The sequence below is a fragment of the Exiguobacterium sp. B2(2022) genome (genome assembly GCF_028823655.1).
GTDB lineage: Bacteria > Bacillota > Bacilli > Exiguobacteriales > Exiguobacteriaceae > Exiguobacterium > Exiguobacterium aestuarii_A.
Window position 1 is genome coordinate 21,076 of record NZ_JAPEHX010000029.1, and the last position, 15,130, is coordinate 36,205.

General features: G+C 48.4%; 12 protein-coding genes. 6 read left to right on the forward strand and 6 right to left on the reverse strand.

What is annotated here, in order from left to right; all coding sequences use genetic code 11:
• Nucleotides 1–45 precede the first annotated feature (45 nt).
• Both ON063_RS07550 and ON063_RS07555 read right to left on the reverse strand, forming a co-directional pair.
• On the reverse strand, nucleotides 46–3,198 hold the full coding sequence (locus ON063_RS07550) for an efflux RND transporter permease subunit (RefSeq protein WP_274664732.1): 3,153 nt from the start codon (nucleotides 3,196–3,198) through the stop codon (nucleotides 46–48).
• A gap of 29 nt (nucleotides 3,199–3,227) precedes the next feature.
• Complete coding sequence (locus ON063_RS07555; RefSeq protein WP_274664733.1) at nucleotides 3,228–3,794, reverse strand: TetR/AcrR family transcriptional regulator; 567 nt, start codon at nucleotides 3,792–3,794, stop codon at nucleotides 3,228–3,230.
• Nucleotides 3,795–4,022: 228 nt separating this feature from the next.
• Between ON063_RS07555 and ON063_RS07560 the strand changes: the two genes are divergently transcribed.
• The 3 genes from ON063_RS07560 to ON063_RS07570 all read left to right on the forward strand — a co-directional run bounded on the left by ON063_RS07560 (nucleotide 4,023) and on the right by ON063_RS07570 (nucleotide 7,558).
• Nucleotides 4,023–5,084: a Fe(3+) ABC transporter substrate-binding protein gene (locus tag ON063_RS07560; protein ID WP_214876230.1), complete on the forward strand. Its 1,062-nt coding sequence runs from the start codon at nucleotides 4,023–4,025 to the stop codon at nucleotides 5,082–5,084.
• 129 nt (nucleotides 5,085–5,213) lie between these two features.
• Complete coding sequence (locus ON063_RS07565) at nucleotides 5,214–6,851, forward strand: ABC transporter permease (protein ID WP_274664734.1); 1,638 nt, start codon at nucleotides 5,214–5,216, stop codon at nucleotides 6,849–6,851.
• Complete coding sequence (locus ON063_RS07570; protein WP_214695778.1) at nucleotides 6,851–7,558, forward strand: ABC transporter ATP-binding protein; 708 nt, start codon at nucleotides 6,851–6,853, stop codon at nucleotides 7,556–7,558. The genes ON063_RS07565 and ON063_RS07570 overlap by 1 nt, the downstream gene beginning before the upstream one ends.
• Nucleotides 7,559–7,607: 49 nt before the next feature.
• Here the strand turns inward: ON063_RS07570 and ON063_RS07575 are convergent, their stop codons facing one another.
• The 3 genes from ON063_RS07575 to ON063_RS07585 all read right to left on the reverse strand — a co-directional run bounded on the left by ON063_RS07575 (nucleotide 7,608) and on the right by ON063_RS07585 (nucleotide 10,723).
• Nucleotides 7,608–8,495, reverse strand: a complete 888-nt coding sequence (locus tag ON063_RS07575) for a class F sortase (RefSeq protein ID WP_274664735.1) — start codon at nucleotides 8,493–8,495, stop codon at nucleotides 7,608–7,610.
• Between the two features lie 19 nt (nucleotides 8,496–8,514).
• Nucleotides 8,515–9,855, reverse strand: a complete 1,341-nt coding sequence (locus tag ON063_RS07580; protein ID WP_274664736.1) for a copper amine oxidase — start codon at nucleotides 9,853–9,855, stop codon at nucleotides 8,515–8,517.
• 88 nt (nucleotides 9,856–9,943) lie between these two features.
• Nucleotides 9,944–10,723: an AraC family transcriptional regulator gene (locus ON063_RS07585; protein ID WP_274664737.1), complete on the reverse strand. Its 780-nt coding sequence runs from the start codon at nucleotides 10,721–10,723 to the stop codon at nucleotides 9,944–9,946.
• Nucleotides 10,724–10,846: 123 nt separating this feature from the next.
• Here ON063_RS07585 and ON063_RS07590 point away from each other — a divergent pair, with 123 nt between their 5' ends.
• Entirely contained in the window at nucleotides 10,847–12,496 is a 1,650-nt protein-coding gene (locus ON063_RS07590) for a glycoside hydrolase family 13 protein (RefSeq protein WP_274664738.1), read from the forward strand.
• 143 nt (nucleotides 12,497–12,639) lie between these two features.
• The gene (locus ON063_RS07595; protein ID WP_274664739.1) at nucleotides 12,640–13,083 is read left to right on the forward strand and encodes a flavodoxin domain-containing protein; all 444 of its coding nucleotides are present in this window, start codon (nucleotides 12,640–12,642) and stop codon (nucleotides 13,081–13,083) included.
• Here ON063_RS07595 and ON063_RS07600 read toward each other — a convergent pair.
• Nucleotides 13,047–14,645 carry a glycoside hydrolase family 55 protein gene (locus ON063_RS07600; protein ID WP_274664740.1) on the reverse strand — a complete coding sequence of 533 codons (1,599 nt, stop codon included), beginning with the start codon at nucleotides 14,643–14,645 and terminating at the stop codon, nucleotides 13,047–13,049. The two genes, ON063_RS07595 and ON063_RS07600, sit on opposite strands and share 37 nt — an antisense overlap.
• A 261-nt stretch (nucleotides 14,646–14,906) precedes the next feature.
• On the opposite strand from ON063_RS07600, the gene ON063_RS07605 reads away from it, so the two are divergent.
• Nucleotides 14,907–15,107 carry a cold-shock protein gene (locus ON063_RS07605; RefSeq protein WP_015880427.1) on the forward strand — a complete coding sequence of 67 codons (201 nt, stop codon included), beginning with the start codon at nucleotides 14,907–14,909 and terminating at the stop codon, nucleotides 15,105–15,107.
• Nucleotides 15,108–15,130: the final 23 nt, after the last annotated feature.

A 15,130-nucleotide genomic window follows, 5' to 3' on the forward strand; every position in this document is an offset into this window, starting at 1 on the left:
GTGCAAAAAAAGAGAGTCGACTTGTTAAAGTCAACTCTCTTTTGTTTACGCTTGTTTTTTCTTACGGAATCGTGCGAAGAACTCATAGACGATCGGTACGATGAGCAACGTGAGAAGCGTCGAACTTGTAAGTCCGCCAATCACGGTGACTCCGAGACCTTTCGAGATGAGTGCCCCGCCCTCGAGACCGAGTGCGAGCGGTGCGAGTGCACCGATTGTCGCGAGTGCGGTCATCAAGATTGGGCGAAGGCGTGTGCCTGCTGCCTCAAGTAACGCTTCACGTGTTGATAAACCAGCTTCTTCTTTATGAATGACGCGGTCAATCAAGACGATGGCGTTCGTGACGACAATCCCGATCAACATGAGTGCCCCGATCAAAGCAGAAACCGAAATCGTTTCACCAGTGATGAGGAGGGCGACAAGTCCCCCGATAATCGCATACGGGAGTGAGAACAACACGACGAATGGTGTGAGTGCCCCTCCGAATGTGATCACGAGAACCAAGTATACGATGGCGATTGCGGCGAGCATCGCAAGACCAAGCTGTGTGAACGATTCTTGAATCTGTTCCGTTACACCACCGACATCATACGATACGCCAGACGGGAGCTCGATCTCTGATACGCGTTCTTCGATCGCAGCAGACGCTTCTGTCGCTTTATCTGTGCTGAGTTCAACACTTACTTGTGCGAGCAGTTTTCCGTCGCGCTCGACGAGTGTGTCCGGCGTTGTGCCTTCTTCGATTTCAATGAAGTCTGAAATCGGGCGTGGTCCGAACGGTGTCGTGATTTCTTGTGCTTGCAGGTCATCGACACTATCATACGTCACTTGCTCGTTCGGGATGACGACGTCTAACTGTTTGTCATCCACTGTCACGCTCGCAAGTGGGCTTTCTGGTGCCTGGAATTGGCTGATGACTTGTGCGATTTGACCTGCAGATACACCAGCTTCCGCTGCGGCTTGTTGGTCGACGTTGAACGTGTATTGTACATACGATTCACGTAAGTCTGACGTTGCCTGACGGACGTAATCCGTTTCTTCTTCAATCGTTTCGATGAAAGTCGGCACGATGGCTTCTAAATCTTCAAGCGAGTTGGCATAGACGTTATATGTCACACCGCTCGTTGCGCCGCCACCTGAGAAGTCTTGTTCTTTCCATTCCCCGTTTGAAGCGAGTTCGTTCAACTTCTCAATATCAGCCAACTTCACATCTGCGAAATCTTCTGTATCCGGGTCATACTGGACGATAAAGATTCCTTGTTTATTGTTTCCTGGGTTCAGCGGGTTCTCTCCACCGACCGTGAACTGAACATCCGTTGCGTTCGGTTGTTCTTCCATAAAGTATTCTTCTGCCACTTCAGCTGCAGCAATCGAATCTTCAAGCGTTTGACCCGGTTCTGGGTCGAACGTGACGAACAACGTCTTCTCCGAATCTTGGTTCAAGAAGTTGACCCCGATCGCTGGGACGAGGGCAAAACTACCAATCAATAGGGCAGTCGCGAGTCCGAAGACGACGAGTTTATGGTTCAGTGACCAGTTCAAGACGCCGCGATACCATTCCGCGAGCTTGCCTGGACCTTCTTCTGGCTTCAATTTGTCGCGGTTCTTAAAGAACGAGTCGGCCATCATTGGTACAACCGTGATCGCGACGAGTAATGAAGCAAGAAGGGCGAAGACGACCGTCAATGCGAACGGCAAGAACAATTCACCGACAAATCCTGTGACGAATCCGAGCGGTAAGAATACCGCGATTGTAACGATTGTCGACGAGGCGATTGGGATAAATACTTCTTTTGTCGCCGCGATGATTAATTCTTTTCCGCGAAGTGGTTCGTTCGCGCGTGTGAGTCGACGGTAAATGTTCTCGATGACGACGATGGAGTCATCGACGACACGTCCAATCGCAACGGTCATCGCACCAAGTGTCATGATGTTCAACGTGATATCCAATTGTTTCAACACGATAAGTGCCATGAGAAGCGACAACGGGATCGAGATGACAGCGATGATCGTCGATCGGAAGTTACGTAAGAACACTAAGATGATGAGGATGGCGAATAAGCCACCGAGCAATGCTTTCGATAACATCGTCTCGACCGACTCTTCAATCGGTTGTCCTTGGTCGAGTGTGATCGATACATTCGCCGTGTCATACTCTGCTTCGAAGTCACTCAACACCTCTTTGACGGCGTTGACGACATCGACCGTGTTCGCATCTTGTGTCTTCGTCACCTGTACGCCGATTGAACGTTCACCGTTCGAACGAGAAATCGATTCCTCAATTCCTTTGTCCTCGATTGTCGCAAGTTCACTCAACGCGACAGTCGGCACCGTCGTTGGAACGTTCGGTGGTAATGCCGATGGTGTTTCCGTCGGGACCTCAGTCGGCACGTCTGGTGTTTGACCAGGTGGCAATTCAGTCGGAGCAGATGGTGTCGTCGGCGTTGATTGAGCTGGTGAGTAAGGGATTTGGATGTCGCGGAACGCTTCGAGCGTCTCAGATTTTCCATCGATGACGACCGCTTGCTCCGTGTCACCCAATTCATATAGTCCGAGCGCGATACGGGCGTCATTCGCTTGAATCAATTGTTTGACCGTGTCTTCTGTCAAATTGTATTCAGCGAGCGCTTCTTGATCGAATTGAAGTTCGACGCGACGAATCTCTTGTCCGGCAATTTGGACGGTTTGTGCGCCTTCTACGCCTTCAAGAGCGGGTTGGACTTCTTCCTCGACGAGTTTCGTCAATTCCGCCAAGTCAAGACTTTCATCCGAGATGGCAGCTCCGATGACCGGGAAAGCGTCGAAGCTGAGACGCGACACTTGAGGTTCTTGTGCTGATTCAGGTAGTTCGACGTTACTTAATGCGTCTTTGACTTGCTGTTCTGCTTCATCCATATCTGTACTGAAGTCGTAATCGATTTGGATGTTCGAAGCGTTTTGGAATGATGAAGAACGAACTTGTTCCACACCATTTAGACTTTGCAGGCGTTCTTCGAGAACGGTACTGACTTCTTCGAGTACTTGCTCAGGGGATGCACCTGGATAAATGGTTGTGACCGAGACGGTTGGCGTCGTGATATCCGGTAACGTCTCGAGCTTCATCGTCAGACCGGCGAAAAGACCGGCGGCGGTCAAGATGATCGTCATCAACCAAACCGCGAACTTATTGTTGACGGAGAAGGACGTGATTTTCTGCATGGGTTTTTAATCTCCTCTATATGTTGTTTTTATGACTGGCTGTCGATGGCGTGCGCGCGTTCAATCAAGCGGGCGATGATTGCTTGTTTGAGTTCGGCAGGGGGAACACCGACCCCAAAATGTTCTGACATCATCATACCTTCGAGTGCATAACGAATAATCATCGTTTCAACCGGGTCAGCTGTTTGTTGGAACTGTTGGAAAAACGTATCTAAATCATGCTTCCATCGATTCGCATACTCTTGGTCGACGGCAAACAGTGTGAGAAATGCGATCATTTTCTCGACGTCGATTTGGATGGCTGCTTTCTCAGGGTGTAACTTCGTTTCATCAAATAGACGAACGAATGCCTCAATAGGTCCGTGACCCTCTTGTTGCAACGAAGCATACAACTCGTTTTGTTCTTGCTGTAACCGTTCAACCATAGCGGTCAGCAACGCTTCTTTTGAGGCGTAGTGATAAAGAAGTCCACCTTTTGAAACGCCCGCTGTTTTGGCGACTTCGTCTAATGTAAGTTGATGCACACCTTGATTCATGATGATGTCTGTTGCCGCATCGAGTAGTTTTTGTTTCGTAACGTTCGATCGGTTTGTCATACCTTCACCCCTTTCTGTACCGACCAGACGGTTTGTTTGATTTCACTATATCGTCTGTATTCTTTTGAAGTCAAGAAATGATGCCCTCGAAACTGTCACAAATTAAGCATTCTTATTGATAGCGATTGCAGAAAACCCTTGACGTGAGAATGATTATCAGTGATGATAGGTACTGAGAGTAATTATCATTACCAGAGAGAGAAATCATTGAACGTGGGGGAATGACAGATGAACAAAAAATATGCAGCTTTAGGAATTTCAGCAGCACTAACGACATCGCTCCTTGCCGCTTGCGCAAGCACAGATGAAACAACTTCAAATGAAGGCTCGGACGATTCGAACGTCGTCAATGTTTACTCGAGTCGCCACTACGATGTCGATCAACAGTTATATAAACAGTTTGAAGAAGAAACGGGTATCAAGGTAAACGTCGTGGAAGGTAAGAGTGACGAACTTCTTGAGCGTTTAAACACGGAAGGCGAAAGCACAGAGGCTGACCTCTTCATTACGGCAGATGCTGGGAACTTGTATCAAGCAAAAGAAGCAGGACATCTCCAAGCGGTCGATAGCGATGAGCTTGAGTCAAACATCCCTGCGAAATATCGTGACACGGACAACGAATGGTTCGGTTTGACGAAACGTGCACGTGTCATCGTGTACTCAAAAGATCGCGTGAAACCAGAAGATTTGTCGACGTACGAAGCGTTGACAGAAGAACAATGGAACGGCAAAGTACTCGTCCGTCCATCTGAAAACATGTACAATATCTCACTCCTCGCATCGTTCATCGAAGTGAACGGTGTCGATGAAGCGAAAGAGTGGGCGAAGGGCTTAGTGAACAACATGGCACGCGACCCACAAGGGAACGACCGTGACCAAGCGAAAGCGGTCGTCGCCGGTGAAGGAGACGTGGCCATCATGAACACGTACTACATGGGGCTCATGTTGAATTCTGAAGACGAAGAAGAGAAGAAAGTCGCTGAACAGCTCGGTGTCTTCTTCCCGAACCAAGATACGACAGGCACACACGTGAACATTTCTGGTATCGCGATGACGAAAGCGTCGAAGAATACAGAAAACGCTCAAAAATTGATGGAGTTCATGTCAGAACCGTCAGCTCAAGAGAAGTTTGCGAGTGTGAACTACGAATACCCAGTCAACGAGTCGGTTGAGCCAAATGAGCTTCTTCAATCATGGGGCGAGTTCAAAGAGCAAGACATTAACCTCTCTGCACTTGGAGAAAACCAACAAGAAGCAATCCGCATCTTTAACGAAGTAGGTTGGAAGTAAGATGACTTCGGCTTGAACGCGAGTTCCGGAGATTTTTGCGTTTCATACACCCTAAGCGCTACACGGGACGTGTAGAAACTGATATGATGGGACAGGAATTGATTGTTTATAGAACGGGAGCGGTACGACATGAACTGGCACGCGGTAAAACGACAACTGAATGGATGGGCGATCCTCAGCTTTCTCGCGATTTTATTGATCGTCTTGCCGGGAATCGTCGTGCTCGTGGAATTGTTTGCACCGGTCAACGAGAACTGGCAGCATATTCAAGAGTATTTGTTGCCCCGTTATGTGCGGAACACGTTGTTCATCATGGTGGCTACTGGTCTCCTGACGACGGTGATTGGAACGAGCCTCGCCTGGTTCGTGACCGTCTATGATTTTCCGTTCCGTCGCTTCTTTAAATGGGCACTCATCTTGCCACTGGCGATTCCGCCTTATATCGGGGCGTATACGTATCATGGCATTTTAAATTACACCGGAGTGATCCAAACGACGCTACGGAATCAGTTCGGGATTACTGTCGATCAATCGTACTTCAATATCATGTCGATTCAAGGGACCGTGTTTATTTTCACATTGTTCCTCTATCCATACATTTATACGATTACACGAGCGTTCCTGCATAACCAATCGTCCTCGATGATTGAGAACGCACGAATCTTAGGTCGTGGGTCGTGGGATATTTTCTTCACCGTCGTCATTCCGATTTCCCGAGTCGCCATCATCGGCGGTGTCAGTCTCGTCTTGATGGAAGTACTCAACGACTATGGCGTCGTGAAATATTTCGGGATCCAGACGTTCAGTACCGCTATTTTTAGCACATGGTTCGGGATGAAGGATACGTCGTCGGCGCTGAAGCTGGCAGGTACCCTCATGATTCTCGTCATCGCCATCTTGACGATGGAGCGACTCGTGCGAGGACGGAAGCAATTCAGTTACGCTTCGACGAAAGTGAAACCGCTCAAACCGAGACCGCTTCAAGGCTGGCATCGCTACGCGGTATTCGCATATGTCTCGTTTGTCTTTGCCATCGCATTCGTCATTCCCTTCACGCAGTTGACGGCCTGGACGTTCCTGACGTTCGATACGGTCTTCACAGAGGAATTTTGGCAACTCGTTTGGAATACGGTGCGTGTCGCCTTTATCGCAACAATGATCATCCTGTTGTTCGCACTCATCATTGCGAATTACACGCGGCTCTTCCCGTCGAACATGACACGCGTCATTTCAAAGGTGACGACGCTTGGGTATTCGATTCCGGGGGCAGCGATCGCAATTGCGGTCATCACGCTCTTCTTGTGGCTCGATGGCAAAGTGCTCGATATGGCTAAGGCGCTCGACTTGAGTCAGACGTTCGTGTTTCGGACGACGCTCATCATGCTCATCTTCGCCTACGTCATCCGCTTCCTCGCCATCGGTTACAACTCGATTGAGAGCGGGTTCGAGAAGGTCGGGAAATCGTTCACGGAAGCATCCCGCATGCTCGGATGGAACACGGTCCAAACGTTCTTCCGCGTGGATATCCCGATGATCAAAGGCGCCATCATGAGCGCATTTATCCTCGTCTTTATTGATATTATGAAAGAGTTGCCGTTGACGCTCTTTTTACAACCATTTAACTTTTCAACGCTTGCGACACAGGCGTTCAAATACGTGAGTGATGAGAAGATTCACGAAGCGGCACTCGCTTCCATCGTCATCGTCCTCATGAGTGGACTGTTGATATTCGTTTCCCACAAGGTGCTTGATAAGGAGGCCGACTAATGTTCGTTCAAATCAACGATTTACATTTTAGCTATAAAGGCGCACATGAAGAGACCATCAAAGGGTTCTCGATTTCAATCACAAAAGGCGAAATCGTCTCGCTTCTTGGGGACAGCGGTTCTGGGAAAAGTACGATTCTCCGATTGATCGCAGGGCTCGAGATGCCGAACCAGGGCGTCGTCGTCGTGAACGACTGCGTCTGTTGCGACGATTGTCAGTTCATGCCACCAGAAGATCGTGGCGTCGGGATGGTCTTCCAAGACTATGCACTCTTCCCACACATGACCGTTGAAAAGAACATTCGGTTCGGTCTTCATAAACTAAGCCGGAAAGAACGGAATGCGCGTGTCGAAGAGATGCTCGCGCTCGTCAACTTGACGGAGTTCCGTCATCGTTACCCGTACGAACTCAGTGGGGGACAACAACAACGTGTCGCGCTCGCGCGTGCACTCGCACCGAAACCAGCGTTGTTGATTCTAGACGAACCGTTCAGTAACCTCGACACATCACTCCAACATCGTATTCGAGACGATTTGCGCCGTCTCTTAAAGCAGACGGGCACGACGACGATTTTCGTGACACACGACGAGGAAGATGCAGAGGCACTTGCTGACCGCATCGTCTACCTCGGAGAAGGCAAAATTAAAAAGCAAGTCATGACGGAGAACAACAAGACGTTCAACCCGCAGATTCCTTGCTTCGTATAATAGAGAAGACCCCTTATTCACACATTAAAAGTGAGTAAGGGGTCTTTTGTCATTTGGTCATCTCGGAAGGTTTCGACTCATTTCCAAGTTGGTCAATCGCAGTCACATAATAAGAAACACCTGTCTCACTTGCGACTTCGATACTCTTTCTCGCATGGGATGGGACGCTTTCTTTTCCGTCGACGACTTCATAGATGCGATATCCGATCACGCTCTCTTGACGCAAGGCGTGCCAGGTTAACAAGTTTCCTTGTCGCTCGACTGCCGTTGGAACCTCGAGATCGACAGTTTCGTTCAGCTCGGTATCCACTAGCTCTGTATATACGACGAATCGTTCATCGTAGCCCCCGTCCCCGAACGTACCCGAACAGGTGATCAAATTTAAATTGCGATTTGATGTGGCACCGAAAATCTCTTCGATTGGCGCAGTTTTCGTATCATAGCGTTCTGTTTTTGTGACGCGGAACCGAAGTGTGTTTCCGGCTTCGTCTTGAATCAGAACGTCATCGCCTTCTTTGAGTTGATCGAGTTTGTAAAAGACGGCCGGGCCGGTCTTACTGTCGACGTGACCGGCGATCACGGCGTTCCCTTTACTTCCCGGTGTGACACCGGGTTCGAACCACCCGACCTGATTTTCATCTTTTGGTACACCCATCTGTCCGTTTTCCAGTACCCCGACTTGTTCAATTGCCGTATCGACATCAATTTTAGGGATTTGGATTTGAACAGGGGTGACGGCCTTGGCGTTTTCTTCTTCCTCAGCTAATCGTAACTTCTTCACCTCTTCCTGTAGAAGTGAGAATTCAGCCGTTAAATCCGGGCTCTCCTCTATTTGTTTTTCTTCTACAGGTGGTGACGACGATTCTTGGGCGCTCGTCCACGTCCAGAAGCTAAAACAAAAGAGAGAGAGCGCCAGAAACAAATGGCGCTTGTTCATGGGGCTCCCTCCTTATTGATTATTGTTCAGACACTTTACGTTTGCGAAGCGTTACGAAGGCGAGTAAGATTCCGCCAAGTACAGCTAATCCAGCGTAGAGCGTGTTCATTGATTGTTCTTGTGCACCACCGAGACCTGTTTCAGGCATCTCTTCAGGCATCATTGTTTCTTCAAACTTGTCAGGCATTTGTGTCACGATCGCGTTACCGAGTGTTTCACCAACACCGAACATGAACGCATATCCTTCACGGAATGACATCCAAGCCGCTTCTGCATCGCCTGCAACGTATTGATCGAATGTGTCGAGTACGAGTGTCTCATGCTGTTTGATGGCTTCTTCACCGGCAGCTTGTGGCAAGTTACCTTCTGTTGCTGCATCGAGGAATGTGCTAAAGTCGACAGCGAATTGGTCGAGTCGCATACGTGCTTCTTCGATTTTCGCTTCGTCCCCTTCAAGTGTAGCAGCTACGATATCACCTTGTGCTGTGATGTGGTCTGAGTTCCAGACTTTTTCGAACTGTGCAGCACCTTCGTCACCGTATACAGATGCGATGGCCGCTTTGAAGTCGAGTGTATTCTGATCTTCTGCCCATGTGACATAGTCATAGTCCTCTGCTTGGTCATATCCCTTTTGCATACCGATTGCAGCGAGGGCGAAGTGCTCACCTGCAAGACTGTTCAATGTTGAGCGGAGTTCAACTGCCGGTGTGTCTGCTCCAGTCGTAAACTTGTCAGGCATTTGTGTGACGATTGCACCTGAGAGGGCTTTACTGATGTTGAACATGTGCTTGTAGCCTTCACGGAACGTCATGTAAGCTTCTTCATAATCTCCTTCGACATAGTTATCGAATACAGAGAGGACTTGGTCTTCATGAAGTTCAAGTGCATCCGCTGCCGCTTCTTTCGGTAAGTTACCTTCCGTCGCTGCATCGAGGAATGTTGAGAATTCTTCTACGAACTCATCAACTTCAGCTTCAGCTTCCATGCGTAGTTCTTGGTTGTCTGATTTTGCAGCTTCTACGAAATCATCTGAATAGTCGTTATGGCCACGGAAGATTTCCTCGAATTGTGCAGCACCTTCTTCACCGTAGATGGAAGCGATAGCTGGTGTCATGTCGAGCGCGTTTTGATCGAGTGCTTGGTCTGCGACCTCAGCATCTGCTGCCTCGTCGTATCCTTTCATCATCGATGTGACGGCTAATACGTAGTGCTCAGATAAGAGTTGATCGAGTGTGGCGCGAAGGTCACCTGCTGGTGTACTTGCTGTCGGTGTGTGATCCGCTGCCTGTGCGTTGACCGGTACGAGTAGTCCTAAGGCTAGTGCCGGTGCTACGATTTTGTTTAACGTCTTCTTCTTCATGTGTAATCGCTCCTTTTCATAAATGAGTGTTGTTGTCGTTATTTACACCCATCTAACGGAGCGGTTCAAAAAATGGATCACTCTTTTTTTATTTTTTTTCGTTTTTTTGTTGAAGAGTGCGATAAACCCCTGGTGCTACGCCATATTTCCGTTTAAAAATTCTGTGGAAATATGGATAACTTCGAAATCCAGACAGTTCCGCAATCGTTTCTAACGAATGTTTTGTATAGCGCATTTGCTCTTCGGCAAGCTGTAAGCGAATCGATTGTGCATATTCGATGATTGTCATCCCGGTCTCTTCTTTAAAGAGATGAACGGTTCGTGAAACGCTGAGTCCGACCGCTGCGGCGACGTCTGCCACTTTGAAGTCACTCGTGACATGCGATTCGATAAAGCGCATCATGCGGGAGACGACTGGAGGTCGCGCCTGGGAATGCACATCTTGAATCGAACGATCAAGCATGAGTAGAAGCGCTTTGACGAGAGTTTCAATTAATTCAGGACTTTGTTCCGATGGTGGACGGCGCACTTCCTCTGTAATGTGTTGCCATAGCGAAAGTAGGCGGGAATCGATGGTGATCGCATACTTTCGCTCCCGTGGAGTCGCATGCCACCATGTATCGATCGAATGTCCGGTACAGAAGATATGATAGTCTCCGCTCGCGGGTGTATCGACATGCATTTCATAGAAGTCACCCGGACGGACAATCAATACGTCACCAGGTCGTGTGATCATCGTTTCTCCATTGACCACAATCCGAGCCGTTCCTTCCGTTTGTAAGCGAATCAGATACGTATCGAGTAAGTTGGCGAATGGAAAAGTGTAGGTCGTTGTATGATATGAATAGCCACAAAAGCCGATTTCCATAATAGTCTCCTTATTTTATAGCAAAATTGTACATATTTTAATCATATCATGGATGGTCATGAATCCTTGAAGACAGTACGATGAAAGCGTTGAAACGGAAATGAACTTCAAGGAGGACGTAACATGAAACAATGGTGGAAAGAAGCAGTCGTGTATCAAATTTATCCACGTAGCTTCAACGATTCGAATGGTGATGGGATTGGTGACATCCAAGGGATCACGGAGAAGATGTCTTACTTGGCAGAACTCGGAATCGATGTCATCTGGCTCTCGCCGGTATACGATTCGCCGAACGATGACAACGGATACGACATTCGTGATTATCGTGCCATCATGGAGGAGTTCGGTACGATGGACGACTTTGATGCGATGCTTGAAGAAGCACACCGTCACGGGATTAAAATCATGATGGATCTCGTCGTTAACCACTCTTCGGACGAACACCAATGGTTCATGGAGTCACGTTCTTCAAAAGATAGTCCATATCGTGACTATTATATTTGGAAAAAAGGGAAAGATGGTCAACCTCCGACGAACTGGGGGGCTTTCTTCGGCGGCAGCGCTTGGCAGTATGATGAGGCGAGTGATGAGTACTACCTCCATCTCTTCAGTAAGAAACAACCGGATCTGAACTGGGAAAGCGAAACGCTTCGTCGTGAAGTGTACGATCTCATGACGTATTGGCTCGATAAAGGGGTCGACGGGTTCCGGATGGACGTGATCAATATGATCTCAAAAGACCCGAGCTATCCGGATGGTCAAACGCAAGGAACAGGGTACGGTGACGGCACGCCATTCTTCTTTAACGGGCCACGTATCCATGAATTCATGCAAGAGATGAATCAAGAAGTCTTATCGAAATACGACACGATCACGGTCGGTGAGATGCCAGGGGTCAGTGTGGAAGAAGCGAAACTGTATACAGGGGAAGACCGAAATGAACTGAACATGGTCTTTCATTTTGAGCATGTAGACGTCGGAAACGGCAGCTTCGGAAAATGGAATCCGACGGACTGGAAACTCACAGAGTTGAAGACGATCTTCTCGCGTTGGCAAGAAGGACTGGAAGAGGAAGGGTGGAACAGCCTGTACTGGAGTAACCATGACCAGCCCCGTGCCATCTCGCGCTTCGGGAACGACTCCCCAGAATATCGTGTCCGTTCCGGGAAGATGCTTGCGACACTTCTTCATCTATTGAAAGGGACACCTTACATTTATCAAGGGGAAGAGTTCGGGATGACAAACGTCGCGTTTGATTCGATCGATCAGTACCGAGATATCGAAACGTTGAACGCCTACCGTGACTACACGTCAAAAGGGTTGTTGACGCACGACGAGATTTTCCGTGGAATTCATGAGCGGGGACGTGACAATTCACGAACGCCGGTACAGTGGTCGGACGAAGCACATGGTGGCTTCACGACAGGGACACCATGGATTGGGGTCAACCCGAACTATGTCGACATCAATGCGGAGGCGGCACGGAAAGACCCAGATTCTCTCTTTCATTACTACCGTCAATTGATTGCGCTCCGTAAAGCCAATCCAATCGTTGTCTATGGAAAGTATGAGCTGTTGTTACCGGAAGATGAGGCAATCTATGCGTTCACACGTTCGTTCGAAGGAGAGACATGGCTCGTGCTCTGTAACTTCTCAGGTGACACACAACAACGTGACTTACCATATGACGTAAAAGAACGCGTCATCGGAAACATGGAACCGATTGAACCGTTCACCCTTCGTCCTTACGAAGCACAAGTGTATAAACTGTGACGAAAAGCTCGCCAGACGGCGAGCTTTTTTGAGCGGTCACGTATCTTCTCTCGATGATTCGGGAATAGTGTAAGTAACATCTGACATGAAAAGAGGGAACGACATGGGTACTTTAATCGCGTACTCTTCCAGATATGGGACGAGTGAAAAAGTGGCGTGTAGACGTTCATGTCCAAAATATCGTAGAAGAGCCGAACGTCATGTGGGAGACCGTGGATCACGTCATCGTCGGCAGTTCGATTCGGATGGGTACCATCCAGGACGAGATGAAGGAATGGTTGTCGCTTCATGAAGCACACTTGCTTGAGCATCCTCTCGCTCTATATTTGTGTGCCGGGACACCGACAGAGTCGGAGCGGATTCGTGAGCTAGAAGAAGCTTATCGTGACAAGTTGCGCGAACATGCTTATTTCGTCGAAGTCGTCGGAAGTGGGTATGACTTTGAACGAATGGGCTTTTTAGACAAAGCGATCGTCCGGATGATGGCCAAACAGAAAGAAAGCTCGCTTGAACTCGATGAGGACAAATTGAAACGGCTTGTCGAGGCGGCTCAAACGTCCGAACGCACTCGGTCCGAGAATCCGTAAGCAAGTATGTCTTTCACATCGATCGGACTTTTCGTGGAGATGAGTACATCTCCGCTTTTTTTCTGTCCTTCGATGTGATGAAGTGCGATCTTCTCCAGTTGACGTCCTATTCTTAACGCGATTGGCGCAGATTCATGGCATCGTAAGTTTTCGATGGTCACTTCATCGGTCCGATTATCCCCTCCGAACAGTTCGAGATCAGCTCTCGAGGTTGTAAATCCACGAACGGAGATGCGATGTAATTGAACGCGCCGAGACTTGTATTGAACCGCCAGTGCCGGATGTTTTTCATAATCGTAAGTCGGGTCACCAATCGCGGTCAATCCATGGATCAAGACGTCTTGATAGGCCGATACGACCAGGCTTCGTGGAGAGGATTTCGCATATAGCGAGCTTCTAACCGGTTCGACGGATACTAAGTTCGTACCAGACAGAAAGCGTGCTGTCGCCGAATCGGGATCGTCTGCTAAATGATGACCGATGTGACGGAAATTAAATGAGCGATTGTCATGAAGTGAAAGGTGTCCAAAAATATGAACGTCATGAGCTGCTGACGAGGTTCCATGTGCCTTTACTTCGATTCCGCCAAAACATCCTTCACTTTTATTGTTCACGAGTGTGACGTGCCGCGATCCATCGTCAATCTCAATGCCATTCGAGTTTGAGAATCCAACGGCGTGTGTTCGGCCATGAGGGTGATGACAATAACAGTTGGTGATATAAATGGCATCGCTATGGTGTGTCGTGATTCCGTCATCCCCATAGTTTGTCGCCTCAAGGTGATCAAGATGAATATACCGACTGCCGTTTGCGGCACGCAGTCCATCCCCTAAGTAATGATAGTGTGGAGACGTGATGTCGAACGCATGAAGACCGGCATTTTTAGCCGTCACATGATGCACCCAACCATACGTCACATGCGCAAACGTCAAGGCACTCGATGTCGTGTCACCGCTCGTGGTTCGTTTCACATCGCCTAATCGTGAGACGTTCCAATCGAGCGTCAGGTGACATACCTCGATATGATGGTTTCCCGCAAATGGGGTGGCGTTTCGTAACAGTCTTCGATGCTTTGGGGCACGATCCGATAGTTTTAGAATGGTGACGTCCTGTCCGGCACCTTCTAACACGCAGTTCGAAGGAAGGCGAATGCCCCGAACGATATACACACCTGCCGGGACAAAGACGCGGCGGTTAGAGCGGAGGGCGAGACGAAAAGCGAGCGTGCAATCCGTTTGTCCGTCCCCGACGGCGCCATAGTCTGTCACATCAACACGTTGTTTTGTGACCTGCATCAGATTCAAATATTCCGCATCGAGTCGGCGCATCCAAACAGGACGAACCATTTCGTCCATTTGTTCGAGCGGGAGTGACGTTTGAACAGGGGTGATGCGTTCTGTCATTGGAATTCGGCAAGGGATAGATTGTTGCTGCTCTGAGTAAGATGTCTCGCGAGTGACACGATGCCATTCGAGTGTTCGTTGGATGAGGTCTTCTTCCGACCAATCAGAATATGAGGTAATCATCGATGCGATTGATTGTGGGTCCTTTGCATTTTTCATAATAAATCCTCCTAGCATCATCTTCTCTAGCATGTACCCGTTTCACCTCGTTTTTTAGCAATCAGAAGTATTTACTAGACAGAAGCATCTAGTCGTGTTATATTCAATATGTGCTTAATTAAGAATAGCTGGAATCATAATTCACAAGTGCTTGGGATTATTTTTCATTAGATAATCCAGAGGCTTGTATTTTTTTTGGTCAAGTTTTTTCTAGTAAGGCACTACTATAACGCATAGCGTTTATTTCAGGAGGGTTCATTCATGAACACAGGTAAAGTAAAATGGTTTAACTCAGAAAAAGGTTACGGCTTCATCGAAATGGAAGGCGGAGACGACGTATTCGTACATTTCTCAGCAATCCAAGGCGACGGCTTCAAAACACTTGAAGAAGGCCAAGAAGTAACTTTCGAAATCACAGACGGAGCTCGTGGACCACAAGCTTCTAACGTTGAAAAAATCTAATCTTCCTTTCTAAGGAATATGAT

What these genes read in the sequence shown, in the direction of transcription:
- ON063_RS07550 (WP_274664732.1), bottom strand. Translation starts at nt 3,198, where the DNA reads ATGCAGAAAATCACGTCCTTCTCCGTCAACAATAAGTTCGCGGTTTGG.
- ON063_RS07555 (WP_274664733.1), bottom strand. Translation starts at nt 3,794, where the DNA reads ATGACAAACCGATCGAACGTTACGAAACAAAAACTACTCGATGCGGCA.
- ON063_RS07560 (WP_214876230.1), top strand. Translation starts at nt 4,023, where the DNA reads ATGAACAAAAAATATGCAGCTTTAGGAATTTCAGCAGCACTAACGACA.
- ON063_RS07565 (WP_274664734.1), top strand. Translation starts at nt 5,214, where the DNA reads ATGAACTGGCACGCGGTAAAACGACAACTGAATGGATGGGCGATCCTC.
- ON063_RS07570 (WP_214695778.1), top strand. Translation starts at nt 6,851, where the DNA reads ATGTTCGTTCAAATCAACGATTTACATTTTAGCTATAAAGGCGCACAT.
- ON063_RS07575 (WP_274664735.1), bottom strand. Translation starts at nt 8,495, where the DNA reads ATGAACAAGCGCCATTTGTTTCTGGCGCTCTCTCTCTTTTGTTTTAGC.
- ON063_RS07580 (WP_274664736.1), bottom strand. Translation starts at nt 9,855, where the DNA reads ATGAAGAAGAAGACGTTAAACAAAATCGTAGCACCGGCACTAGCCTTA.
- ON063_RS07585 (WP_274664737.1), bottom strand. Translation starts at nt 10,723, where the DNA reads ATGGAAATCGGCTTTTGTGGCTATTCATATCATACAACGACCTACACT.
- ON063_RS07590 (WP_274664738.1), top strand. Translation starts at nt 10,847, where the DNA reads ATGAAACAATGGTGGAAAGAAGCAGTCGTGTATCAAATTTATCCACGT.
- ON063_RS07600 (WP_274664740.1), bottom strand. Translation starts at nt 14,645, where the DNA reads ATGAAAAATGCAAAGGACCCACAATCAATCGCATCGATGATTACCTCA.
- ON063_RS07605 (WP_015880427.1), top strand. Translation starts at nt 14,907, where the DNA reads ATGAACACAGGTAAAGTAAAATGGTTTAACTCAGAAAAAGGTTACGGC.